Source organism: Neorhizobium vignae, assembly GCF_000732195.1.
GTDB lineage: Bacteria > Pseudomonadota > Alphaproteobacteria > Rhizobiales > Rhizobiaceae > Neorhizobium > Neorhizobium vignae.
On the sequence record NZ_JNNU01000009.1, the window covers coordinates 110668 to 134381 of the forward strand.

Here is a 23714-nt window from a genome sequence, read left to right on the forward strand (position 1 = left end):
GCGACTCCAGCAACCGGAGCGGTGCACCCTCGCCGCTCCGGTTCTTCGATAGACGCGGGACTTTAGGCATGTCGGATACGAATTCACTTCTGGAAGCCCGGGGCATCGGCAAGGCCTTCCTCGGCATCACAGCGCTCGACGCCGTCGACTTCGCGCTGGAGCGCGGCGAAATCCATGCGCTGCTCGGCGAAAACGGCGCCGGTAAATCGACGTTGATCAAGATCCTGACTGGGGTCTACAGCCGCGATCACGGCACCATGCGCCTCGACGGCGCGGAGGTGACGCCGACCAGCGTCGCGGAGGCGCAAGGTCTCGGCATCGGCACAGTCTACCAGGAGGTCAATCTCCTCGAAAACCTGACGGTCGCCGAAAACCTCTTCCTCGGCCGCCAGCCGCGCCGTTTTGGCCTGATCGACCGCCGCGAGATGCGAAGCCGGTCGAAGGCGCTTCTGGAACGCTACGGCCTCGATATCGATGTCGACGCCCTGCTCTCGTCCTATTCCGTGGCCGTCCGCCAGCTTGTCGCCATCGCCCGCGCCGTCGATCTGTCCGGCAAGGTTCTCGTGCTCGACGAGCCGACCGCCAGCCTCGACGCTCACGAGGTGGAGATGCTGTTTGCCGTCCTGCGCCGGCTGCGCCAGGAAGGTCTCGGCATCATCATCATCACCCATTTCCTCAACCAGGTTTATGCAGTAGCCGACCGTGTCACGGTCTTGCGCAACGGCCGGCTTGTCGGCACCCGCAAGCTCGCCGAATTGCCGCGGCTGGAGCTGATCTCGATGATGCTCGGCCGCGAGCTGCAGCACATCACCCGCGAACATCAGGCGCAGGAAGAAACCATCGCCTCGACCGCCGAAGCACCGATCCGTTTCTCGGGCTACGGCAAGCGCGGCAGCGTCGCACCTTTCGATCTGGACATCCGGCCCGGCGAAGTCGTCGGCGTCGCGGGCCTGCTCGGCTCCGGCCGTACCGAGACAGCCTTCCTGCTCTTCGGCATCGACCATGCCGACAGCGGCACGGCAACCGTCGACAACCAGCAGATCACCCTCTCATCTCCGGAAGCGGCGATTGCCAGCGGCTTCGGTTTCTGTCCCGAAGAGCGCAAGACGGACGGAATTATCGGCGATTTTTCCGTCGCGGATAATATCGCGCTTGCGGTGCAGGCCCGCCAGGGTTGGGCAAAACCGATCTCCTCGCGGGAGAAGGCGGCGCTTGCCGAAAGCTTCATCAAGTCGCTGGATATCCGGCCCGCCGATCCCAGCAGACAGATGAAATTCCTCTCCGGCGGCAACCAGCAGAAGGCGATCCTCGCCCGCTGGCTGGCGACCGAACCCCGCCTGCTGATATTGGACGAACCGACGCGCGGCATCGATATCGGCGCGCATGCGGAAATCCTGAAAATGATCGAAAAACTCTGCGCCGACGGCATGTCGCTGGTCGTCATCTCCTCGGAACTGGAGGAACTGACCGCCATCGCCCATCGCGTCATCGTGCTTTCAGACCGCAAGCATATCGCCGAACTCAAGGGCGATCAGGTGACTGCCGACAACATCATGCAGGCGATCGCGGCCCCTGCCCGGACGGAGGCTGCATGACCAACCGCCTCACCCGCCGGCTGAAACGTCTGGCACCCCAGATCATCGCACTGGCCGTCATCCTCGCTCTGATCACGGCGGTCGCGCCCGGTTTCCTCAACGTCTCGTTCCAGAACGGCCGGCTCTACGGCAGCTTGATCGATATCCTGGTGCGCGCCGCACCCGTCGCGCTTTTGACGATCGGCATGACGCTGGTCATCGCCACCCGCGGCATCGACCTCTCGATCGGCGCGGTGATCGCAATCTGCGGCGCGGTCGCCGCAACGCTGATCACACACGGTTATCCGTTGCCGGTCGTGATCCTGATCTCGCTCGGCGTCGGCCTCCTCTGCGGCCTGTGGAACGGCGTGCTGGTCGCCCTCCTCGACATCCAGCCGATCATCGCCACGCTGATCCTGATGGTGGCCGGCCGCGGCATCGCCCAGCTGACCACCGAAGGCGTCATCCTCACTTTCAACAACGACAGCTTTGCAGCGCTCGGTTCCGGTTCGCTCGGCGGCATTCCGATCCCGATCCTCATCTGGGTCTGCGCCGCCCTGATCATCGGCCTGCTGGTGCGCCGCTCCGCGCTCGGTTTCCTGATCGAGGCGACCGGCATCAACCGCCGCGCCGCGACGCTGGCCGGGGTGCGCGCCCGTTTCCTGCTGTTCTTCGTTTACGCGATCTCCGGCATCTGCGCCGCCATCGCCGGCCTGATCGTCACCGCCGACATCCGCGGCGCCGATGCAAATAATGCCGGTCTCTGGCTGGAGCTCGACGCAATCCTCGCCGTCGTCATCGGCGGCACCTCGCTGAACGGCGGGCGGTTTTCCATCACCGCATCGCTGATTGGCGCGCTGATCATACAGTCGATCAACACAGGCATCCTCGTTTCGGGTTTTCCGCCGGAATTCAACCTGATCATCAAGGCCGGTATCATCATCGTCGTCCTGACCCTGCAGTCGCCGGCGATCATGGCGCTGTTCAGCTTCGTCAAGCCTTCGCGGCGCAGGGAAGAGACGGTATCCCGCGAGACATCCCCCAAGGCGGCAGGAACGGTTCGATGATCCACACCCGCAACCTGCCCTTCGTCACCACGCTCGGCATTTTCGTCATCGCCTATGCGCTGTGCGTGCTGCAGTTTCCGAACATGCTGTCGACCCGGGTGATCGGCAATCTCCTGACCGACAACGCCTTTCTCGGCATCGCCGCGGTCGGCATGACCTTCGTCATCCTGTCGGGCGGCATCGATCTGTCGATCGGCTCGGTGATTGCCTTCACCAGCGTTTTCGTCGCCGTCCTGGTCGGCTCCCTCGGCGTTCATCCGCTGATCGCCTTTGCGGCCGTCTTGGTCATCTCGACTCTTTTCGGCAGCCTGATGGGAGCGATGATCCGTTACCTCGGCATTCCGCCCTTCGTGGTGACGCTCGCCGGCATGTTTTTGGCCCGCGGTGCTGCCTACCTGATCTCGACGGAATCCGTGCCGATCTCGCATGAGATGATCGACACGATCCAGGGCTTCTATTTCCGCTTCCCGGGCGGCGGCAGGCTGACCGCGCTTGCCATTCTGATGCTGCTGGTATTCATCATCGGAGCCTTCATCGCCGGCCGCACCCGCTTCGGCGCCAATGTCTATGCGATCGGCGGCAGCCAGCAGTCGGCCGAATTGATGGGCGTCCCGGTCGGCTCCACGACTGTCGGCATTTATGCGCTCTCCGGCTTCCTCTCGGGCCTCGCCGGCATCGCCTACACGCTCTACACCTCGTCCGGCTATTCGTTGGCGACGGTCGGCGTCGAACTCGATGCGATCGCGGCGGTCGTGATCGGGGGCACGCTGCTCACCGGCGGCGTCGGCCTGGTCGCGGGAACATTCATCGGGATTTTGATCCAGGGCTTGATCCAGACCTACATCGTCTTCGACGGCACGCTGTCGTCCTGGTGGACGAAGATCGTCATCGGCATCCTGCTCTTCGTCTTCATTGTATTGCAGCGCGGAATCATCTGGTATTCAAACCGACGACTGGCCGAAGGACGGCTGAAGGAGATCTGAGTGGGACTTCTGGAAACGACGATCAGTGGGCGAAAGCGCCGCAGCAACCACGCGCATGTGGTGGCGGAGCTCGGCCGGGGGATCGTTTCCGGCAAGATCCCGGAAGGCTCCCTGCTGCCCGGCGACACCGAGCTTTCCGCCCGTTTCGGCGTGTCCCGCACGGTGTTGCGCGAATCCATGAAGACGCTCGCCGCCAAAAGGCTGGTCGAAGCCAAGGCCAAGGTCGGCACCCGCGTGCTCGACAAGGCCAGCTGGAACTTCTTCGATTCGGACGTGCTCGGCTGGCGCTTCGAATCCGGACTGGATTTCGAATTCATCGAGCATCTGGCGGAAATGCGCATGGCGTTGGAACCGGCGGCAGCAGCCGCAGCTGCGTTACGCGCCTCCAGCGACGACATCGTCGCGCTCTACGCGATCGCCGCGAAATTCGATGATCTCTCCCATACGCCGGAAACCATCGCCAAGGTGGACCTCGAATTCCACCTCGCCATCGCCCGCATGTCGGGCAATCCGTTCATGCGCTCGGCGAGCGCGCTGATCGAAGCGGCGCTTGCCATTTCCTTCCAGCTCTCCTCGCCGGCTGCTTCGCCGGAAAAGATCGACGAGGTCGCCACCAACCACCTGAGAATCGCCCATGCCGTCGCCTCGCGTGATCCTGACAGGGCGATCTCCGCCATGCGGCATGTCATCGAGGTCGGCAAGATCCGCATTGCCAACTCGTTCGAAGTGACCTTGCCGGCCTGAGACGGGTTATCTCGCGTCCAGCGAGATCATCAGGTTGGCTAGCAGGGCGGTGCGCGGCGCAACGCTGCTGACGAAGATATGCTCGTTGAACGTATGCGCGCCGGCACCGTCTGCACCGAGCCCGTCGAGCGTCGGCACGCCGAGCGCTGCCGTGAAATTGCCGTCCGAGCCGCCGCCCGTCGTCACTCCTTCCAGCGCGATGCCGAGACCGTCGGCGATCTCTGCGGCGACATCGAAAAGGCGCTTGCCTTCATCCGACTGCGCGAATGGCGGACGGTTCATCTGGCCTTCGATTCCAAAGGTGATATCCGGATCGACAGGCTTCATCGCCTCGATCTTGCCGGCGATCTCCGCGGCGATCACATCGTCGGGAACACGAACGTCAACCTGCAGACGGCATTCCGCCGGCACGGTGTTGCGGCCCGTTCCACCCTGGATCGTCCCGACCGTGACCGTAACGCCGCGCTCGGTGTCGTTGAGCGCCTCAAGCTCCAGAACCAGCCGGGCGGCTGCGCGAATGGCACTGCGGCCGTCCTGCGGCCTTGTACCGGCGTGCGAGGCATGTCCCCGCACGGCGACATCATACATGGCGACCCCTTTGCGGGCGATGACGATCTTGCCGCCATCGCGGGCGGGTTCCACCACCAGCGCATAACCTGCATTCTTCGCCGCCTCTTCCATGAAAGCGCGCGACGACAGGCTTCCCATCTCTTCGTCGGGCACGAAAATCAGGTCGATCGGCATCCTGCTGCCGTGCCTGACTGCGAGCTTCATCGCCTCGAGCGCCATCAGCGCGCCGGACTTCATGTCGTAGATGCCGGGGCCATAGAGCTTGTCCTCCTCCTGACGCAGCGGCAGCTGGTTGTCGATCACGCCGACCGCATGCACGGTATCGAGATGCGCCAGTACCAAAACGGTCTTTTCGTTGCCGCCAGCCGGGCGCGGCGATCGGATCGACAGGATATCGCCGAAACCGAGCGTGCCCGGCACCCGTTCCGTCTCCAGACCAGCCGCCTTGCCGATCGCCTCAACCCGATCCGCCAATACGTTGACAGCCGCGGCATCCGGTGTCGGCGTCTCGATCTCGACCCACTGTTTCAACTCGTCGATGAGAGCCTTGTCGTCGATGTCCTTGGCGGAAATGGCAAGCGTCATGGTAGTAACCCTGGGCGTTCTTCGGGGGGGATGATGCCGCGGACGGTGCGGCCCGGCCACTATAGCCCGCCAAGAGAGGATCGCCAGACCCCCTGCCGAGATAACCGGCAAAATCGCGGGGCGCCCCGGATGGGGCACCTCGGTCGCGCGCCTGGGCCAGAACGGCGCTGCCGCGCGCGACTATGTGACGAGCGGGCCGGAAGATTTTGCTTCAGGCCGTCAGTGCTTCGAAATGCTGGAGCATGCGGGCGGCATCCGGCTCCCGGCCGGTGAACAGCTGAAAGGCGCCAACTGCTTGGAAGACGGCCATGCCGCCGCCGTTCAACACCTGGCAGCCGCGCTGGCTGGCAACGCTCAGCAGCTCGGTTTCGAGCGGGAAATAGACGATCTCCGCTACCCAGTGATGCGACTGGAGAAGTTCCGGCGGCAGCGGCAGGCCCGGGTATTTTGCCATGCCGGTCGGCGTTGCATGGATAATGCCCGAGACGTCCTGCATCGCCGAGGCGATATCGGATGACGCCTGTATCGAGGCGTCCGGAAAGAGTGCGGACATCGTTTGGGCAAGCTGCTCGGCCCGATCTGGCTCGCGATCGAACACCGTGAGTGCCTTGAGGCCGAGGGACAGGATCGCATAGGCCGTCGCAACGCCTGCGCCACCGGCGCCGATCTGAACCGCCGCGCTGAGATCGGCCCCCGGCAGACCGCGGCGGAAACTTTCGGCGAAACCCCACCAGTCGGTATTGTGGCCAAATCGCTTGCCGTCCTTCAGCACCACCGTGTTGACGGCGCCGAGCGCCCTCGCCTCGTCGGAGAGTACGTCGAGATAGGGAATGACCAGCTGCTTGCAGGGGTGTGTGATGTTGAGGCCAATCAGCCCGCGTGCTTCCGCATCATCCAGGAGTTCAGGCAGGCTGCCGGGCGTCAACCCGAGCAGATTGAGATCGATCAGCTCATATTCGTAGCGAAAGCCTTGAGCTGCGCCTTCCTTCATATGCATGGCCGGCGTCAGCGACGCCTGGATGCCGGCGCCGATCAGGCCGGCCTTCAAGGGTTTCAGCAATGTCTCGGCCATGGGTATCGCGCCTCGTTTCGGTGGAAGGACCGGCCCGCCGGAAGACGGGCCGGCGCGGATGTTACTTCTTGCGGACGGCGTCCAGTTCCTTGAAGAGCAGCGAAACGGTATCGGCACCCACATCGGCGCTGAACTTGTCGATCAGCGGCTTCACGGCATCGCGGATCTTCTGGGTTTCAGCGGGGCTGAGTTCGGTGACCTGCATGCCGGTCTTCTTGATCTCGTCGAGCGCCTTGGCGTCCGCTTCTCGGGAAACCTTGCGCTGGAAGTCGCGGGCTTCGGTCGCAGCCGACTGGAGAATGCCCTTTTCCTCGTCGTTAAGGCCGTCCCAGAACTTCTTGCTGATCAGCACGATCTGCGGATTGTACTGGTGGCGGGTGACCGTCAGGTACTTCTGCACTTCGTAGAACTTGGCGTTGATGATGTTGGCGAACGGATTTTCCTGGCCGTCGACCGTACCGGTTTCAAGCGCGGTGTAGAGTTCTGTATAAGGGAGCGGCACGGCATTGGCGCCGAGGCTGTTGAACAGCTCGATCGGGATCGGCGACTGCAGCGTGCGGATCTTCAGGCCTTTGATGTCTTCGAGCTTGGTGACCGCGCGGCGATTATTGGTGAGGTTGCGGAAGCCGAGTTCCCAATAGGCGAGACCCACGAGACCGGTCGCCGGCAGCTTTTCGGAAAGGCTCTTGCCGAAGGCGCCGTCCATGACCTTGTCGGCCTCTTCCCCGCTGTTGAACAGGAACGGCAGGTCGACGGCGCCAAACGCCTTCACGTTGCTCGACAGGATGCCGGCATTCAGCACCAGCATCTCGACCACGCCGCCCTGCAGCGCGGAGACGGTCTGCACGTCGCCGCCGAGCACGCCGCCCGGAAACAGCTTGACGTCGATCTTGCCGCCGCTCTTCGACTTGACGATCTCGGCGAATTTTTCCATGCCGGTGACTTGCGGATGGCCCTTGTTGTTGGCAGCCGCGAACTTCAGCGCATGCGCGCGGACTTCGGCGGATGCCGTGCCGGCAAACAGCATCACCGGCAAGGCGATCCCGAGCGCCAGTTTCATCATCGTGTTGAACATGTTTTCCTCCCACTGATGGCCGGGGACCCCCACGGCCGGTTGATATGCACTAGGTTACAGAAGCTTCCCGGCCTCACCGCCCGAACCAGGCGACCGGCACGGTCACCAGTTGCGGGAAGAGGACGAGAAGGAAGAGAACGATCAGTTCGGCGATCAGGAAGGGCATCACGCCCTTCATCAGGTCTTCCATCGAGAGCTTGGAGACGCCGCAGATGACGTTGAGTACCGTACCCACCGGCGGCGTGATCAGGCCGATCGAGTTGTTGATGATGAAAAGCACGCCGAAATAGACGGGATCGATGCCCGCCTGCTTGATGATCGGCATCAGCACCGGCGTCATCACCAGAATGGTCGGCGTCATGTCCATCGCGGTACCGACCAGGACGATCAGCACCATGATCGCGAGCAGCAGCAGCGTCTGGTTGTCCATCAGCGGCTCGAGCAGCGCGACGAGATCGCCGGGTACGTCGGCAACCGTGATCAGCCAGGCCGAAACCGCGGCACAGGCGACGAGGAACATCACGACCGCGGTGATCTTCGCAGCCGCCACGAAGACGCTGAAGAGTTCGGAAGGCGCAAGCTCGCGATAAACGACCATCGAGACGAACAGCGAATAGACGGCGGCGACGACGCCGGCTTCGGTCGGCGTGAACACGCCGAACTTCAGTCCGACGATGATGATCACCGGCAGCATCAGCGCCCAGATGCTGTCGACGAGCGCCTTGATGCGCACCTCGCGGCTCTGTCTCGGGGGCAGTTCGAACTGCTCCTTGCGGGCGACGATCAGCCAGGTAATGCAGAGCGCCAATGCGATCAGCAGGCCGGGAACGATGCCTGCGAGGAAGAGCTTGGTGATCGAGACGCCGCCGATGACGCCATAGAGGATGAAGCCGATCGAAGGCGGGATGATCGGCCCTATGACCGAAGCCGATGCCAGCAGTCCGCCGGTCCGCGCCGGATCATGGCCCGATTTGATCATCATCGGGTAAAGAAGCGCGCCGAGCGCAGCGGCATCCGCCACCGCCGAACCCGAAAGGCTCGACAACACGCAGGCGGCGAAGATCGCCACGAAACCGAGACCACCGCGCACGTGGCCGACCAGGGCCATGGCGAGATTGACGATACGCTTCGACAGGCCTCCGGTATTCATCACCTCGCCGGCAAGCAGGAAGAAGGGAACGGCCATCAGCGGAAAGCTGTCGGCGCCGTTCAGCACGTTCTGCGCGACGATCTGGGCGTCGAAGATGTCCATGTACATCATCAGCGCCACGCCGCTGAGGATCAGCGCAAACGCGATCGGCACGCCGAGCGCCATGGGACCAAGAAGGGCGCCGAGGAAAATGGTGAGCGTCATCGGTCTCTCCTCAGGCCTTGGGGACGCCGGCGGCGACCGCGGCTTCCGGATGGTTGTCGAGAGCCACCTCCTCCTCGCTGTCGCGCACCAGTTGGGCAGTCGCGATATCGATGCGGCCGGTTGCCACCTGGAAGGCGTCCCAGAGGATGATGAGGAAGGTCGGAACCCCGAACGCAAGGCCGGCGCCGTAGAACCAGCCCATCGAAATGCCGGTTGCGGGCATGGTGGCGGGCAGGTTGATCAGCGTCTGCGTCCAGCTTCCGCTGATCAACAGCCAGGTGGCGACGAGCATGAGCCCCTGCCCCATCAGCACTGCGATCCTGGCACTTGTCGGCGGCAGCCGCTTCAGAAGCGAATCGACACCGAGGTGGCCGTGTTCGCGCATCGCAACGACGCCACCGAGAAACGTCAGCCAGATGAAGAAGACGCGCGACAGCTCTTCCGAAACGGTGATCCCCTGATTGAAGGCATAACGCAGCACGACATTGCCAAAGACAAGCACCACCATGCCTGCCAGAAGCAGGGCGATGACGACCTTCAGCGCGAAGAAATAGAAATCGATGATTCGTGTCACTTCCGTCCTCCCAAGGCTTCCGTCACCGGATGTCGATAGCGGCCTCCGCTGATGCGGCTGGCCAATCGGTCCTTTGACGAGATAACCTCCGCCGGGACCGCCTCCTCAGGGATCGACCGGCAATTCGGATAAAATGTACGAACTAGTGCGTATGTCAAGCGCGATCTATTGAAAGCCTCCCACAGGCCCATTATGACTTTGGAACAAATGCGAAAATTCGATGTGGACAATCGGTTGTCCACAAGGCCTGTTTCTGTGAGCATGGCGGACGAAACGGTGAAGGCGGATTCGGGGATGGCGGCGAAACGCGAAAACGGCAGGAAAAACGACCCGCAACGCACCCAGGAAGACATCCTGGATGTGGCGACGGAGGAGTTCACGACCCATGGCCTCGCCGGCGGCCGTGTCGATGCGATCGCGGAGAAAACCCGCACCTCGAAACGGATGATCTACTACTACTTCGGCAGCAAAGAGGGGCTCTACCTCGCCGTTCTCGAGCGAGCCTACCGCAAGATCCGCACGCTGGAAGAAGACCTGCAGCTTTCCAACCTGCCCCCGGAACAAGCGCTGCGGGTGCTGATCTCGACGACCTTCGAACATGACGAGGCGAATCCGGAATTCGTCCGGCTGGTCAGCATTGAGAACATCCACCACGCCGCACATATGCTGCGGTCCGAGGCGATCCGAGACCTGAACGTCTCGGTCATCGAGACGATTGCCGCGATCCTTGATCGCGGTATCGCGGCCGGCGTTTTTGCCCGCAAAGCCGACCCGATCGACATTCACATGCTGATCAGCGCCTTCTGCTTCTTCCGCGTCTCCAACCGCTATACGTTCGGCACGATCTTCCGCCGCGACCTTTCGGAACCGGCGACCATGGAACGCCATAAGGGCATGATCGCCGACGCGGTGATCAGCTACCTGAAAACCTAGCGAACCGCCTTGTCGGGATGGGCGTTGGCAAACGGTTTCAGCTCGGCGCAGCGGTCGGCGATCTCGACAAGTTTCGGGCAACCCGAGAGATCGACGCCCCATCGCCGCGCATTGTAGACCTGCGGCACGAGACAGATATCCGCCATGCTCGGCCGGTCGCCGTGACAGAATGTGCCCGTCGATGGGGAACCGAGCAGTGCCTCGAAGGCGGCCAGCCCCTCGCCGATGAACTTCCGCATCCAGGCCACCCGGGTTTCGTCGCCGCCACCGGTCAGTGACATGACGTGGCCCGTGACGTTGAGATTGCAGACCGGGTGGATTTCCATGGCGATGACATAAGAGAGCGCCCTCACCCGCTGCCGGCCGACGGAATCTCCCGGCAGGAAAGCCCCGCCGCGCGTCTCGTCGAGATATTCGATCACGGCGAGCGACTGGGTGAAGCTGTGCCCGTCAATTTCCAGCATCGGAACAAGCCCTTGAGGATTGCGATGAAGATGCTCCGGCGACTTGTGCGCCTTGGCGAGCAGATCGACCGGCACCGACCGGAACGTCTCCGCAACCATGTTGAGGGCGATCCTCAACCGGTAGCTCGCCGATGACCGCCAGTAATCGTAGAGCACCGTATCGCTCATCAAGCCTTCTCGTATTTCGTCACGGTCTGCTCGATCGCGCCAAAGATCGAATGACCCTTGTCGTCCTTCATCTCGATCCGCACCGTATCCCCGAAATGCAGGAACGGCGTTTTCGGCACGCCGAGATTGATCGTCTCAATGGTGCGGATTTCGGCGATGCAGGAATAGCCGGCCCCGCCATCGGCAACCGGCTTGCCGGGGCCGCCGTCGAGCTTGTTGGAGACGGTACCCGAACCGATGATCGTGCCCGCGACCAGCGGCCTGGTCTTCGCCGCATGGGCGATCAACTGCGGGAAATCGAAGGTCATGTCGATGCCCGCATTGGCCCGGCCGAAAGGTTTGCCGTTCAGATCGACCTTCAGAGGCCGCGAAAGCTTGCCGCCATCCCAGACGGAACCCAGCTCGTCCGGCGAGACCGCGACCGGCGAAAACGCCGAGGACGGTTTCGACTGGAAAAAGCCAAATCCCTTGGCGAGTTCGGACGGGATCAGCCCGCGTAACGACACGTCGTTGACGAGCAACACGAGGCGGATCGCCTCCCGCGCTTCATCGACGGTAGCTCCCATCGGCACGTCGCCGACGATCACGGCGATTTCGCCCTCCATATCCGCACCCCAGGCTTCGTCGCCAAGCGGGATCGGATCGCGCGGGCCGAGGAAACTGTCGGAACCGCCCTGATACATCAGAGGATCGGTCCAGAAGCTCTCCGGCATGTCCGCATTGCGCGCCCGGCGCACCAGTTCGACGTGATTGAGGTAGGCAGACCCGTCAGCCCACTGGTAGGCGCGCGGCAGCGGCGATGCGGCATCATGTTCGTGGAAACGGATGGTCGGCTGCGAACCGGTCTCGATACCCTCCGCGACCCGTTCGAGCCGCGGGCCGACATAGGCCCAGTCATCGAGCGCGGCCTGGAGCGTGCGGGCGATATGGCCGACCTCCGAGCATTCGGTCAGGTCCTTCGAGACGACGACCAGGCGGCCGTCGCGGGTGGAGTCCTTCAGTGTCGCGAGCTTCATGAATGAGTGTTTCCCGTTTTATCGTTGGTATTGCCCTCAGAATGTGAGGAGATCGCGCCAGAAGGCAACCGTAATGTAGCACCGCCTCACTTGATCCCCGGCGTGCCGTCGAACTTTCGCTCGAGACCTGACCAGCAATCCACGTAATTATCCTGCAGGGTCTTCAGTTCGGCCGCGAATTTGGTGAGCTGCTGGGGGAAACGGGTCTCGAACATGAACGCCATCGTATTGTCGAGCTTGACGGGTTTGAGCTCGCCGTTCGAGGCCTTTTCGAAGCCGGTAAAGTCAGGCCCGTGCGGCAGCATCATGTTGTGCAGGCTCATGCCGCCCGGCACGAAACCCTCCTCCTTGGCGTCGTAGCGGCCGCAGATCAGGCCCATGAATTCGCTCATGATGTTGCGATGGTACCAGGGCGGCCGGAACGTGTGCTCGGCCACCAGCCAGCGCGGCGGGAAGATCACGAAGTCGACATTCGCGGTTCCCTCTTCGCCAGAGGGCGCGGTGAGAACCGTGAAGATAGACGGATCTGGGTGGTCGAAGAGAATGGCGCCGACCGGGGAGAAGGTGCGCAGGTCGTATTTGTAGGGCGCATAATTGCCGTGCCAGGCAACCACGTCCAGCGGCGAATGGCCGATCTCGGTCACATGGAAGGAACCGCACCATTTCACATGCACCCGGCAGGGCGTCTCCTTGTCCTCATAGGCCGCCACCGGCGTCTTGAAATCGCGCGGATTGGCAAGGCAGTTGGCGCCGATCGGCCCGCGATCCGGCAGGGTGAACTTGGCGCCGTAATTCTCGCAGATATACCCGCGCCAGACCTTTTCCTCGCCGAGCCGGGTCACCTTGAACATGGTCCCGCGCGGGATGATGCAGATCTCCGAAGGCTCCAGATCCATCTTGCCAAGCTCGGTGAAGACGCGGATCGAACCCGCCTCCGGCACGATCATCATCTCGCCGTCGGCATTGAAGAAATAGTCGTCCACCATGTCGCTGTTGAAGACATAGACATGCGCCGCCATGCCCGACTGGGAGAGCGCATCGCCCGCCGTCGTCATGGTGCGGACGCCTTCGAGGAAGTTCAGCTGCTCGTGAGGTGACGGCAGCGGGCTCCAGCGGAGCTGGCCGAGCGCCAGTGAATGTTCGGCGACATGCGGTGCCGTCTTCCACAGAGGATAATCGATCTTCGTGAACCGGCCGGTATGCCGCACGCTCGGGCGGATACGGTAGAGCCAGGAGCGCTCGTTGGTGCCGCGCGGTGCGGTGAACGGCGAGCCGGAGAGCTGCTCGGCATAAAGCCCGTAATTGCATTTCTGCGGGCTGTTCTGGCCCTGCGGCAGGGCGCCTGGCAGGCTCTCGGTTTCGAAATCATTGCCGAAGCCCGGCATATAGGCGAGCGTCTCGGCATTCGCCCCGGTAAACTGCGCGGCGTTCGGATCGACCTTGTCCAGCATGGCTTGTTTCCTCCCATGGCGACGATATGGTTGCAAATGTAACCATCAATTTTGTAACCATCAACGCCCCATCAATGATATGACGACCGATAGTTTCGAACTCGAACAGTTCCTCCCCTACAGGCTCAACCGAGCCGCCGAATTCGTCGGCCTGCGCTTTGCCGCGCATTACAAGGCGAAATACGGTCTGACTCGGCCGGAATGGCGCACGCTTGCCGCGCTCGGCAGTTCGGGCCGTATGACCTCGAAGGCGGTCGGCATTCATTCCAGCATGCACAAGACCAAGGTCAGCCGCGCGGTCTTCGCGCTCGAACAACGCCGCTGGCTGAAACGCAGCCAGGACGATGCGGACCGGCGTCTCGAACACCTGGAACTCACGGCTGCCGGCCAGCAGGCCTACCGGGAACTGATCGAGCTCGCCCGCCGCTACCAGACCGAACTGGAGGTGGAAATCGGCGAAAGCGGCATCGAGGCTTTGTCGACCGGTCTTACGGCAATCGAGGAGGTCATCCGCCGCTCAGGCAAGGGAAAACAACCGGAGCCGGACGATCTCTAAGCCTTGGCAGGCTTTTGAATCGGAATCCCACCAAAATCCTTCAACACGCTGAGAACGATCGATGTTTTGACGTGCTGCACGCTCTCGTGCGGCAGCAGTATGTCATTGACGAAATGGGAGAGGCCCGCCAGGTCCCGCGTCACCACTTTCAGGTGATAATCCATCTCGCCCGTCAGCGAGAAACATTCGAGCACTTCCGGAAGGTCCTCGACGAGGCGCGCGAACCGCTTGGCATTGTCGCGGTTATGCGTTGCGAGCGTCACGGCGATCACCACCAGGAGGTCGAGGCCAAGCTTCTGGCGGTTCAGATGCGCCCGGTAGGTCTGGATGTACCCCTCGCCTTCGAGCCGCGCCCGCCGGCGCGAACATTGCGATGGGGACAGCGCGATGAGCTCGGACAATTCGTTATTGGTCAGCCGCCCGTCGATCTGCAGGTGGCTCAAGATCTTCAGGTCATATCCATCCAGCGCGTCCATCGTGCATGCAACTCCTGCAATCCGCACACTCCATGCACAAATCCAGCAGAACACCGCCAAGATTGCAAGCACAATGCGCCCGTCCTGCATCATCATGATCAGCGAATGACAGGAGGAATTTGCCATGGGTCCTTTCCCGCACGACGCACCGGTTTCGCAGATCACCGCCGACAACCCGGCAGGGACCGACGGTTTCGAATTCGTCGAATTCGCCCATCCGGAACCGCAGAAGCTGGAAGAGCTGTTCACCCGCATGGGCTACAAGCCGGTGGCGAAGCACAGGTCGAAGAACATCACCGTCTGGCGCCAGGGCGACATCAACTATATCCTCAACGCCGAGCCCGGCAGCCATGCGATGCGCTTCGTCGATGAACACGGCCCCTGCGCGCCGGCCATGGCCTGGCGCGTCGTCGACGCCAAGCACGCCTTCGACCACGCGGTCGCCAAGGGCGCGACGCCTTATGAAGGCAAGGACAAGACGCTCGACGTGCCGGCCATCGTCGGCATTGGCGGTTCGCTCCTCTATTTCATCGAGACCTATGGCGCAAAAGGCTCGGCCTACGAGGCCGAATTCGAATGGCTCGGCGAAAAGAACCCGAAGCCGGAAGGCGTCGGTTTCTATTATCTCGACCACCTGACCCACAACGTCTATCGCGGCAACATGGACAAGTGGTGGGACTTCTACCGCGAGCTCTTCAATTTCAAGCAGATCCACTTCTTCAACATCGACGGCCGCATCACGGGCCTGGTAAGCCGGGCGATCACCTCGCCCTGCGGCAAGATCCGCATCCCGCTGAACGAGTCCAAGGACGAGACCAGCCAGATCGAGGAGTTCCTGAAGAAGTACAAGGGCGAAGGCATCCAGCACATCGCTGTCGGCACCGACGGCATTTACGAAGCGACCGACAAGCTCGCCGACAACGGGCTGAAATTCATGCCCGGACCGCCGGATACCTATTACGAAATGTCCGGCACCCGCGTGCACGACCACGACGAACCGATCGACCGCATGAAGAAGCACGGCATCCTGATCGACGGCGAAGGCGTGATCGACGGCGGCATGACCAAGATCCTGCTGCAGATCTTCTCGAAGACGGTGATCGGCCCGATCTTCTTCGAGTTCATCCAGCGCAAGGGCGACGAAGGATTTGGCGAGGGCAATTTCCGCGCCCTCTTCGAGTCCATCGAGGAAGATCAGATCCGCCGCGGCGTGCTGAAGCCGCAGCAAGCCGCCGAATAACAAGAGCAGCTCCGGAGGGGTGCAAGGCCCGGCGGTCACTCCGCCGGGCTTTTCGTGTCGAAAGCTCTGCCGGTTCAGGGCTTGATCGGAAAAACCTCGGCATGGGTGGCGACGTAGAATTCGCCCTCCGGGGTCACCCAGCCACGAAACATGCCGTCGGTGTTATAAGGTGCCGTAATCGAACCGTCGGCGCCGACCGCCACGAGGCCGGCCCCGATATTGTGCTGCTTCAGGTCTTCCTGGATGACCTTGGAAGCCGCCTTTTCAAGGCTCTCGCCGAGATAAGAGACACGGGCCGCTACTTCGTGGCCGACTGCATATCGCATGAAATATTCGCCCTTGCCGGTGCCCGAGACGGCGCAGGCGCCGTCACGCGCATAGGTGCCCGCGCCAATGATCGGCGTGTCGCCGATCCGGCCCTCCGGCTTGTTGTTGTAGCCGCCGGTCGAGGTGGCAGCCGCAAGATGCCCGGCACCGTCGAGCGCAACGGCGCCGACGGTTCCGTGTTTTTCCGCCTCGCTCGCCTTCGCCGCCGTGCCGGCCATCGCATGCGCCTTGATCGCCGCCAGCGCCTTGATGCGGCGTTCGGTGGTGAAATAGTCCGGCTCGACCATATCGAGCCCGGCCTCGCAGGCGAAATCGTCGGCCGCATCGCCACCAAGCAGGATCGCGTCGCCCTTTTCCATGATCTTGCGGGCCGCCTTGATCGGATTGCGGATGCGCCGCACCAGCGTCACGGCGCCCGCTTCAAGCGTGCGCCCGTCCATGATCGACGCGTCGAGTTCATGCTTGCCGTTGGTGTTGAGCGCCGCCCCGTAACCGGCGTTGAAATGCGGCGAATCCTCCATGACAACCACGGCTGCCTGCACCGCATCGAGCGCCGCACCGCCTGTCGCCAGCACGTCCCAGCCGGCTTTCAGCGCCCGGCCGAGATCGACGCGGGCGGCCGCCCATTCCTCGTCGCTCAGGTCGAGCTTTGCCATGACGCCGCAGCCGCCATGGATCGCCAGTGCAATCTTTCCCATCGGTCCCTCTCCCTGTCTGAATTTGAGGTCTTTTCAGAAAAAAGGCCGGGCAAGGTGCCCGGCCGGTTGCTCACGTGGTGGGAGGCCTTATTTCGCCGGGCGAATGTTCATCGCCAGCGTGTCCTCGTCGGAACGGGGAACGATGGCGATGCCCTTCTTCATGCCCCAGGCCGAGACGGTCGAGGCGATCGCCAGATAGGGCCGGTCGGTCGAAACCAGCGCATTGGCGTCCATCAGGAATTTTTCGCGCTTCTTGGCGTCCATCTCGACGGCGGCGTCCTCGATCAGCTTGTCCATGGTCTTGTTAACATAGCCGCGAAGGTTGAAGGCACCGAGCTTGGTCGCCGGGTCATTGCTGTGGGCGAGCGACGATAGCGTGTAGTTCGATTCACCCGTCAGCGTGCCCCAGCCCGACATGGTCATCGAGTAGTCGCCGCGTGTATTGGCCGGAAAGAAGACCGCGCCCGGCTGGGCGTTCGCCTCTGCCTGGATGCCGACCGCGGTCAGCATCTGGGCGATCGTCGTGCCGACATCCTTGTCGCCCGGCAGGCGGTCGTTGGTGAAGGAGAAGGTCACCTTGAAGCCGTTCGGATAACCCGCTTCGGCAAGCAGCTTCTTGGCTTTTGCCGGATCGGCCTTCGTGGATTTGACGGCCGGGTTCCAGCCGAAGATGTTCGGCGTCACGAGCTGCGACTGAACGCTGCCCATGCCCTCCATGGCGATCTCGGTGATCGTTTCGCGGTCGATCGCCAGATCGAAGGCTTCGCGCACCTTGGGATCCTGGAAGGGGTTCTTCGGCAGCGGTGAACCGTCCTTGGCGCTGACCTGCGGCGGCTTATCGCGGAAATCGAAGGCGATGTTGAAGAGGTAGACGCTGTCCTGGCGCACGACGGTGAGCTTGGAGTCCTTCTCGAGCGTGGGCACGTCGGAGGCCGGAATGCGAGAGATCAGATCGACCTGGCCGGCCTTCAGCTGTGCGACGCGGGCCGCATCATTGGGGATTTCCTTGCGGGTGACTTTGTCCCAGGGCTCCTTTTCGCCCCAGTAACCGTCGAACTTCTGCAAGACGAGCTGTTCCTTCGGCGTCCAGGAGACGAACTTGTAGGGGCCGGTGCCGATTGCCGCCTTGCCGGAATTGAAGCCTTCCGACGCCTTCTCGGCATTGGCGGAAAAGTCCTTGGCGGCCGTGTGCGACACGATGAAGAGGCGGATGAAATCGTTCGGCAGGTTCGGTGCCGGACCATCGGTCTTGATGCGGATCGTCAGCGGATCGACGATCTCGATGCCGCGCACGCGGCGGACATAGATGGTGGTCGGGTTCGGGCCGGTCACCGCCGGAATACGCTCGATCGAGAACTTTACGTCCTCGGCGGTGAAATCCGAACCGTCATGGAATTTGACGCCAGGACGGAGCTTGAACTCCCAGGTCGTGTTGTCGATGGCCTTCCAGCTGGTCGCAAGTCCCGGCTCGAGCTCGAGATTGTTGCCGGATTTCACCAGCGAGTCATAGATATGCTTGACCGCCTCGGCATGGGTGCCGGCGGCGGTGAAATGTGGATCGACCGACAGCGGGCCGGCGCGCACGCCGATCATCAGGTCTGCAGCAAGGGCGGCACCCGAAACGCCGCCGAGCAGGACGGCGGCGAGAGCCGCGGTGCGGAATGTCTTCAAAATCGTCATTCTTCGTTCTCCTCTATATTTATCATTGGAGGCCAGTTGGGTGAATCCACGACGACTTTCGCCAGCAGTTCGGAGAGCATCAGCTTTTCGGCAGGGGTCAGCCCCGACAGCATGACCTTTTCGCGCTCCACCATCGGCTGCATGGCTTGATCGACGATGCGCTTTCCTTCGTCCGTGATGAAGAGGACGAAGCTTCGAAGATCCGCCGCGTCGATCTCGCGGCGGATGATGTTCTTGTCGATCAGCTTCTGGATCGCCCGGCTCATCGTATTCTTCGGGAAACCCGAGGAGCTGCTGATGGCGCTCGCCGTCAGGCCGTTCGAAAGGCCGAGCGAATAGAGAACGACGAATTCAGGCCGGGCGAGCCCGTACTCCTTCTCGATCCAGCGATAGATCGGCTCGTTGAACTGCAGCGCCAGGAAATTGATGCGGAACGAAAGCCAGCAGGGGTTCTGCCACAGCTTCACGGAGACCAGATCGTCGACGCCGTGACTGCCGGCTGCGGCCTTGCCACCCTGCCTGAGGAGCGCATCGAAGGATGAGATTTCCAATTCCAACGCCATCAGCTCCCGCAGAAACTCGCCCGGATTTTGTTCCGTATGGAACTTGACGGTAGGTTATTTGGCTGTCAATCTCTTTTTTTAGTTCCGTATGGAACCTTGCACTTGATCGGCGCAGCGCCTGTCAAGGCACATTTTTTGTGCGCAAGCGCGAGATTTTGATCATTTTTTGCGCGGCGCGGATGCAGGTGGGAATTTATGAAGATCGCGGACATGAACTGGATGCAGGTGGAGGAACGGGCGGCCGAGGATGATCGCTGCATATTGCCCATCGGGAGCGTCGAACAGCACGCCTATCTCAGCCTCGCGACCGACATGATCCTTGCGGAGAAGGTCTCGCTCGACGCGGCGGAGCCGCTCGGCATTCCGGTTTTTCCGGTCGTGCCCTACGGCCTCGCTTCGTCGTTTGCGACCTTTCCAGGCACGCTGACGCTGACGCTGTCCACCTATATCGGCGTGATCCGCGACCTGATGGACAGCATCCACCGTTCCGGCTTCCGCCGCATCCTGATCGTCAACGGCCATGGCGGCAACACGCCGGCGACTGCCGTCATTTCCGAATGGCTGAATGCCTATCCGGACGCCTCGGTGAAATTCCACGACTGGTGGCGGGCGCCCAACACCTGGGCGAAGGTGCAGGAAACCGATCCCGCCGCCTCGCACGCCTCCTGGATGGAGAACTTCCCTTGGACCCGCACCACCGACCAGCGTCAGCCGACCGGTGCTAAGCCGAAGATAGACTTCGCCGGCCTTGCCCGCGTCGATGCAGCCCGCAAGCGAGCACTGCTCGGCGACGGCAACTATCACGGCCTCTATCAGCGACCCGACGAGGACATGCTGGCGATCTGGGAGGTGGCCGTCGCGGAAACCCGCGACCTTCTCGAAAACGACTGGCACTGACGGCGAGACATCCTTCGGGACGCCTCACCCCTCCGAACCCGCAGAAGACGGGCCTGGGGACAAGAACAGGGGAATACATGTTAGGTTTCGTCTTGCAACGCCTGTGGCAGGCGGCCATCGTAGTCATCGCGATGTCGGCACTCGTCTTCTGCGGCGTCTATGCCGTCGGCAATCCCATCGACGTACTGATCTCTCCGGATGCGACGCAGGACATCCGTGCCGCGGTGATTGCCCAATACGGGCTCGACCAGCCGCTATGGCGGCAATATTTCGCCTTTCTCGGCCGGATCGTCGAAGGCGATTTCGGCCGCTCCCTCGTCTATAGCATCCCGGTCAGCGAGCTGATCCTCACCCGCCTGCCGGCCACCCTGGAACTGACGCTGGCAGCCGTTCTATTTGCCAGCCTCGTCGGCATCCCGATCGGCATGTACGCCGGCTACCGGCCGCACAGCCTGGTTTCCCGTGCCATCATGGCGATCTCGATCCTCGGCTTCTCGGTGCCGACCTTCTGGTTCGGCCTGATGCTGATCATGGTATTTGCCGTTCAATGCGGCTGCATGCCGGCCGGCGGACGCGGCGAGACGGTGAACCTGTTCGGTGTCGATTTCAGCTTCCTCACCGGCGACGGGTTCGCGCATCTCGTGCTGCCGGCTCTGAACCTCGCACTCTTCAAATTCTCGCTGATGATCCGGCTCGCCCGCGCCGGCACCCGCGAACTGATGCTGAGCGACACGGTGAAATTCGCCCGCGCCGCCGGCCTGTCGGAATTCACGGTGCTAAGCCGGCATGTGCTGCGGCTGATCTCAATCCCGCTCGTCACCGTCTTCGGCCTGGAACTGGGCTCGACGCTCGCCTTTGCGGTCGTCACCGAAACCATCTTTTCCTGGCCCGGCCTCGGCAAGCTGATCATCGACAGCATCACCTCGCTCGACCGGCCGGTCATGGTCGCCTACCTGATGCTCGTCGCCCTCCTGTTCATCGTCATCAACCTGATCGTCGATTTAACCTATGCGCTGCTCGATCCGCGCCTGCGAAAGGGACGTGCCTGATGCGCGATACTCTGCTTGGCCGTTTCCTAGAGGAATTCTTCCGCAACAAGGTCGCGACAGGTGCCGCGATCGTCGTTTTCCTGATCGTGCTGACCGCGATCATAGCGCCGCTGGTCACGCCGCAGGATCCGTATGACCTGACCAGCCTAGTGCTGCGCGATGCGCGACGCGCGCCGGGTTATGTCGGCACCGGCGGCTACACTCATTGGCTCGGCACGGACTCGCAAGGCCGCGACCTGCTGTCCGCGATCATCTACGGCCTGCGCATCTCGTTGCAGATGGGCGTAATTGCCGGCGGCATCGCCTTCGTGATCGGCGCGGTGGTCGGCTGTTCGGCTGCCTATATCGGCGGCCGTTTCGAAAGCCTCGCCATGCGCATCGTCGACCTGCAGCTGTCCTTTCCGGCAATTCTGCTCGCCTTCGTCATCGCAGCCCTTCTCGGCCAGGGGCGTTACCAGCTGATCATGGCGCTGATCTTCGCCCAATATGCCTATTTCGCCCGCACCGCCCATGGCGCGGCATCGGCCGAACGACAGAAGGATTATGTCGAGGCGGCGCTCTCCATCCCGCTGTCGCCCTGGCGCGTCGTGCTGAAGCATATCCTGCCGAACTCCCTGCCGCCGCTGATCGTCGTCGCCACGGTGCAGGTGGCGAGCGCCATTTCGCTCGAAGCCACCCTCTCCTTCCTGGGCGTCGGCCTGCCGCCGACCGAACCGTCGCTCGGCATGCTGATCGCCAACGGCTTCCAATATCTGCTCTCCGGTCGCTATTGGATCTCGATCTATCCCGGCGTCGCGCTGATCCTGTTCATCGTCTCGCTCAACCTCGTCGGCGACCAGATCCGTGACCAGCTCAATCCGAGGCTCCGCCGATGACTGAAACGACGAGTGCCCCGCTTCTCGAAGTCACCAACCTCAAGACCTGGTTTCCGAGCGGCCGCGGCGAAATCAAGGCGGTCGATGGCGTCTCGTTTTCGCTGGCGCCGGGCGAAGTGCTCGGCCTCGTCGGCGAATCCGGGTCCGGCAAGTCGATCACCGGCTTCTCGATCATCGGCCTGATCGACGAGCCCGGCCGCATCGTCGAGGGTTCGATCAGGCTCGAAGGCCGCGAACTGATCGGCCTGCCGCCTCATGAATTGCGCGCCATCCGCGGCAAGACCATTTCCATGGTCTTCCAGGACCCGATGATGACGCTCAATCCGGTGCTTAGCATCGGCACCCAGATCAAGCTGGCGCTCGAAGCGCATGAAAACATCAGCGCGGCCGATGCCCGCGAAAGAGCGATCAAGGCGCTGGCGCAGGTCCGCATCAGCGAGCCGGAACGCAAGGTAGATTTCTTCCCGCATCAATTCTCCGGCGGCATGCGCCAGCGCGTCGCGATCGCGATCGCCCTGCTGCACCGGCCGAAGCTGATCATCTGCGACGAGCCTACGACGGCCCTCGACGTGTCGATCCAGGCGGAAATTCTCACGGAGATGAAGGAGCTGGTGGCCGAGCTCGGGACCGCGCTGATCTGGATCAGCCATGACCTCGCAGTCGTATCGTCCCTGGCCGATCGGGTCGCGGTAATGCGGTCCGGCAAGATCGTCGAGATCGGCCCGGCGCTCGGCGTGCTCACCCGCCCGCAGCACGACTACACCAAGGCGCTGCTCGACGCGCTGCCCTCGCGCGCCAAGCCCGGCCAATTGCTGCTGCGCGGCAGCGGCATTGCCGATGCGGCACCGCCGCCGCGCAAGTCCACGACATTGAACCTGCCGCCGCTCGGCAGCCCGTATCTCGTCGTCGACAATGCCATGAAGCGCTTCGAGAAGCCGGCGGGCCTCTTCAGGAGCCTGGCGATCAAATCCGGCATTGCCCAGCCGCTGCCGGTCGTGCAGGCAGTCGACGGCGTCACGATCACGCTAAAGCGCGGCGAAGTGCTCGGCCTCGTCGGCGAGTCCGGCTCCGGAAAATCGACGCTCGGCCGCATGGCGGCCGGCATCACGGTCCCGACCTCGGGTACGATCCGCCTCAACGGCAGACCGGTGATGAGCGAGGGCCGCAATGCGCGAAAAATCACCACACGCATCCAGACGATCTTCCAGGATCCGTTCGCCTCGCTCAACGGCCGCATGCGGATCGGTGACATCATCGCCGAAGGTCCGCTCGCGCACAAGCTCGTGAGCCGGGCCGAAGCCCTCGTCTATGTCAAGGAATGGCTGGCGGCAGTCGGGCTTGACCCCACCTTCGCCAACCGTTTCCCGCACCAGTTCTCCGGCGGCCAGCGCCAGCGCATCGCGATTGCTCGCGCGCTTGCCATGCAGCCGGATGTGATTGTCTGCGATGAGCCGGTCGCCTCGCTCGACGTCTCGATCCAGGCGCAGATCATCAACCTGCTGATCCGCCTGCGTGCCGAACTCGACCTGTCACTGATCTTCATCAGCCACGATCTGTCGGTGGTCAGGCATCTCTGCGACCGCGTCGCGATCATGTATCGCGGCAAGATCGTCGAAGAAGGCGTGGCGTCGACGATCTACGCCGACCCGCAGCATGATTATACCAGGCGGCTGCTCGCGGCCGTGCCTGTGCTGCCCGAGGCGGCGGAATAACAAAAGGGAGA

At 62.5% G+C, this 23714-nt stretch carries 23 protein-coding genes; 11 read left to right on the top strand and 12 right to left on the bottom strand.

Annotated features, from left to right (window positions below; all coding sequences use genetic code 11):
* Positions 1 to 68: 68 nt before the first annotated feature.
* Genes GQ59_RS16950 through GQ59_RS16965 form a run of 4 tightly spaced genes read left to right on the top strand, consistent with a single transcriptional unit; the run spans position 69 to position 4368 of the window.
* Positions 69 to 1595 (top strand): sugar ABC transporter ATP-binding protein, encoded by a 1527-nt coding sequence (locus GQ59_RS16950; protein ID WP_037083378.1) that lies wholly within the window; start codon positions 69 to 71, stop codon positions 1593 to 1595.
* Entirely contained in the window at positions 1592 to 2641 is a 1050-nt protein-coding gene (locus GQ59_RS16955; protein ID WP_037083381.1) for an ABC transporter permease, read from the top strand. The genes GQ59_RS16950 and GQ59_RS16955 overlap by 4 nt, the downstream gene beginning before the upstream one ends.
* Complete coding sequence (yjfF, locus tag GQ59_RS16960) at positions 2638 to 3624, top strand: galactofuranose ABC transporter, permease protein YjfF (protein ID WP_080953963.1); 987 nt, start codon at positions 2638 to 2640, stop codon at positions 3622 to 3624. Before GQ59_RS16955 ends, yjfF begins: the two co-directional genes overlap by 4 nt.
* Positions 3625 to 4368: a FadR/GntR family transcriptional regulator gene (locus GQ59_RS16965; RefSeq protein ID WP_037083382.1), complete on the top strand. Its 744-nt coding sequence runs from the start codon at positions 3625 to 3627 to the stop codon at positions 4366 to 4368.
* A 6-nt stretch (positions 4369 to 4374) separates the two neighbouring features.
* On the opposite strand, the gene GQ59_RS16970 is transcribed toward GQ59_RS16965, so the two are convergent.
* From GQ59_RS16970 to GQ59_RS16990, 5 genes are all read right to left on the bottom strand, one after another.
* Complete coding sequence (locus tag GQ59_RS16970) at positions 4375 to 5523, bottom strand: M20 family metallopeptidase (protein ID WP_037083383.1); 1149 nt, start codon at positions 5521 to 5523, stop codon at positions 4375 to 4377.
* 211 nt (positions 5524 to 5734) lie between these two features.
* Positions 5735 to 6595 (bottom strand): shikimate dehydrogenase, encoded by an 861-nt coding sequence (locus tag GQ59_RS16975; RefSeq protein ID WP_037083384.1) that lies wholly within the window; start codon positions 6593 to 6595, stop codon positions 5735 to 5737.
* A 61-nt stretch (positions 6596 to 6656) separates the two neighbouring features.
* Positions 6657 to 7670 carry a TRAP transporter substrate-binding protein gene (locus GQ59_RS16980; RefSeq protein WP_037083386.1) on the bottom strand — a complete coding sequence of 338 codons (1014 nt, stop codon included), beginning with the start codon at positions 7668 to 7670 and terminating at the stop codon, positions 6657 to 6659.
* A gap of 73 nt (positions 7671 to 7743) precedes the next feature.
* Positions 7744 to 9024 carry a TRAP transporter large permease gene (locus GQ59_RS16985; RefSeq protein ID WP_037083388.1) on the bottom strand — a complete coding sequence of 427 codons (1281 nt, stop codon included), beginning with the start codon at positions 9022 to 9024 and terminating at the stop codon, positions 7744 to 7746.
* A gap of 10 nt (positions 9025 to 9034) precedes the next feature.
* A complete protein-coding gene (locus GQ59_RS16990) occupies positions 9035 to 9598 on the bottom strand; it encodes a TRAP transporter small permease (RefSeq protein ID WP_037083390.1) in 564 nt (187 codons plus the stop codon).
* A 294-nt stretch (positions 9599 to 9892) separates the two neighbouring features.
* On the opposite strand from GQ59_RS16990, the gene GQ59_RS16995 reads away from it, so the two are divergent.
* A complete protein-coding gene (locus GQ59_RS16995) occupies positions 9893 to 10531 on the top strand; it encodes a TetR/AcrR family transcriptional regulator (RefSeq protein WP_037083629.1) in 639 nt (212 codons plus the stop codon).
* Here the strand turns inward: GQ59_RS16995 and maiA are convergent.
* The 3 genes from maiA to hmgA all read right to left on the bottom strand — a co-directional run bounded on the left by maiA (position 10528) and on the right by hmgA (position 13630).
* Positions 10528 to 11163: a maleylacetoacetate isomerase gene (gene maiA / locus GQ59_RS17000; RefSeq protein ID WP_037083393.1), complete on the bottom strand. Its 636-nt coding sequence runs from the start codon at positions 11161 to 11163 to the stop codon at positions 10528 to 10530. The genes GQ59_RS16995 and maiA overlap by 4 nt on opposite strands.
* The gene (locus GQ59_RS17005) at positions 11163 to 12179 is read right to left on the bottom strand and encodes a fumarylacetoacetate hydrolase family protein (protein ID WP_037083394.1); all 1017 of its coding nucleotides are present in this window, start codon (positions 12177 to 12179) and stop codon (positions 11163 to 11165) included. Before GQ59_RS17005 ends, maiA begins: the two co-directional genes overlap by 1 nt.
* A gap of 86 nt (positions 12180 to 12265) precedes the next feature.
* Positions 12266 to 13630: a homogentisate 1,2-dioxygenase gene (gene hmgA / locus GQ59_RS17010; RefSeq protein WP_037083395.1), complete on the bottom strand. Its 1365-nt coding sequence runs from the start codon at positions 13628 to 13630 to the stop codon at positions 12266 to 12268.
* Positions 13631 to 13709: 79 nt separating this feature from the next.
* Between hmgA and GQ59_RS17015 the strand changes: the two genes are divergently transcribed.
* Positions 13710 to 14186 (top strand): MarR family winged helix-turn-helix transcriptional regulator, encoded by a 477-nt coding sequence (locus tag GQ59_RS17015; RefSeq protein ID WP_037083397.1) that lies wholly within the window; start codon positions 13710 to 13712, stop codon positions 14184 to 14186.
* Here the strand turns inward: GQ59_RS17015 and GQ59_RS17020 are convergent.
* On the bottom strand, positions 14183 to 14662 hold the full coding sequence (locus GQ59_RS17020; protein WP_037083631.1) for an Lrp/AsnC family transcriptional regulator: 480 nt from the start codon (positions 14660 to 14662) through the stop codon (positions 14183 to 14185). The genes GQ59_RS17015 and GQ59_RS17020 overlap by 4 nt on opposite strands.
* A gap of 124 nt (positions 14663 to 14786) precedes the next feature.
* On the opposite strand from GQ59_RS17020, the gene hppD reads away from it, so the two are divergent.
* Positions 14787 to 15902: a 4-hydroxyphenylpyruvate dioxygenase gene (gene hppD, locus GQ59_RS17025; protein WP_037083402.1), complete on the top strand. Its 1116-nt coding sequence runs from the start codon at positions 14787 to 14789 to the stop codon at positions 15900 to 15902.
* 74 nt (positions 15903 to 15976) lie between these two features.
* On the opposite strand, the gene GQ59_RS17030 is transcribed toward hppD, so the two are convergent.
* The 3 genes from GQ59_RS17030 to GQ59_RS17040 form a co-directional block, all read right to left on the bottom strand.
* Positions 15977 to 16927: an isoaspartyl peptidase/L-asparaginase family protein gene (locus GQ59_RS17030; RefSeq protein WP_037083404.1), complete on the bottom strand. Its 951-nt coding sequence runs from the start codon at positions 16925 to 16927 to the stop codon at positions 15977 to 15979.
* A gap of 87 nt (positions 16928 to 17014) precedes the next feature.
* Positions 17015 to 18607, bottom strand: a complete 1593-nt coding sequence (locus GQ59_RS17035; RefSeq protein WP_037083405.1) for an ABC transporter substrate-binding protein — start codon at positions 18605 to 18607, stop codon at positions 17015 to 17017.
* Complete coding sequence (locus GQ59_RS17040; protein WP_244447987.1) at positions 18604 to 19170, bottom strand: MarR family winged helix-turn-helix transcriptional regulator; 567 nt, start codon at positions 19168 to 19170, stop codon at positions 18604 to 18606. Before GQ59_RS17040 ends, GQ59_RS17035 begins: the two co-directional genes overlap by 4 nt.
* A gap of 195 nt (positions 19171 to 19365) precedes the next feature.
* Here GQ59_RS17040 and GQ59_RS17045 point away from each other — a divergent pair, with 195 nt between their 5' ends.
* From GQ59_RS17045 to GQ59_RS17060, 4 genes are all read left to right on the top strand, one after another.
* Positions 19366 to 20067, top strand: coding sequence for a creatininase family protein (locus GQ59_RS17045; RefSeq protein ID WP_037083406.1), 702 nt, complete (start codon positions 19366 to 19368; stop codon positions 20065 to 20067).
* Positions 20068 to 20144: 77 nt separating this feature from the next.
* On the top strand, positions 20145 to 21116 hold the full coding sequence (locus GQ59_RS17050) for an ABC transporter permease (RefSeq protein ID WP_037083407.1): 972 nt from the start codon (positions 20145 to 20147) through the stop codon (positions 21114 to 21116).
* On the top strand, positions 21116 to 21991 hold the full coding sequence (locus GQ59_RS17055; protein WP_037083410.1) for an ABC transporter permease: 876 nt from the start codon (positions 21116 to 21118) through the stop codon (positions 21989 to 21991). Before GQ59_RS17050 ends, GQ59_RS17055 begins: the two co-directional genes overlap by 1 nt.
* Positions 21988 to 23703: an ABC transporter ATP-binding protein gene (locus GQ59_RS17060; RefSeq protein ID WP_037083412.1), complete on the top strand. Its 1716-nt coding sequence runs from the start codon at positions 21988 to 21990 to the stop codon at positions 23701 to 23703. Before GQ59_RS17055 ends, GQ59_RS17060 begins: the two co-directional genes overlap by 4 nt.
* The last annotated feature ends 11 nt before the right edge of the window (positions 23704 to 23714 follow it).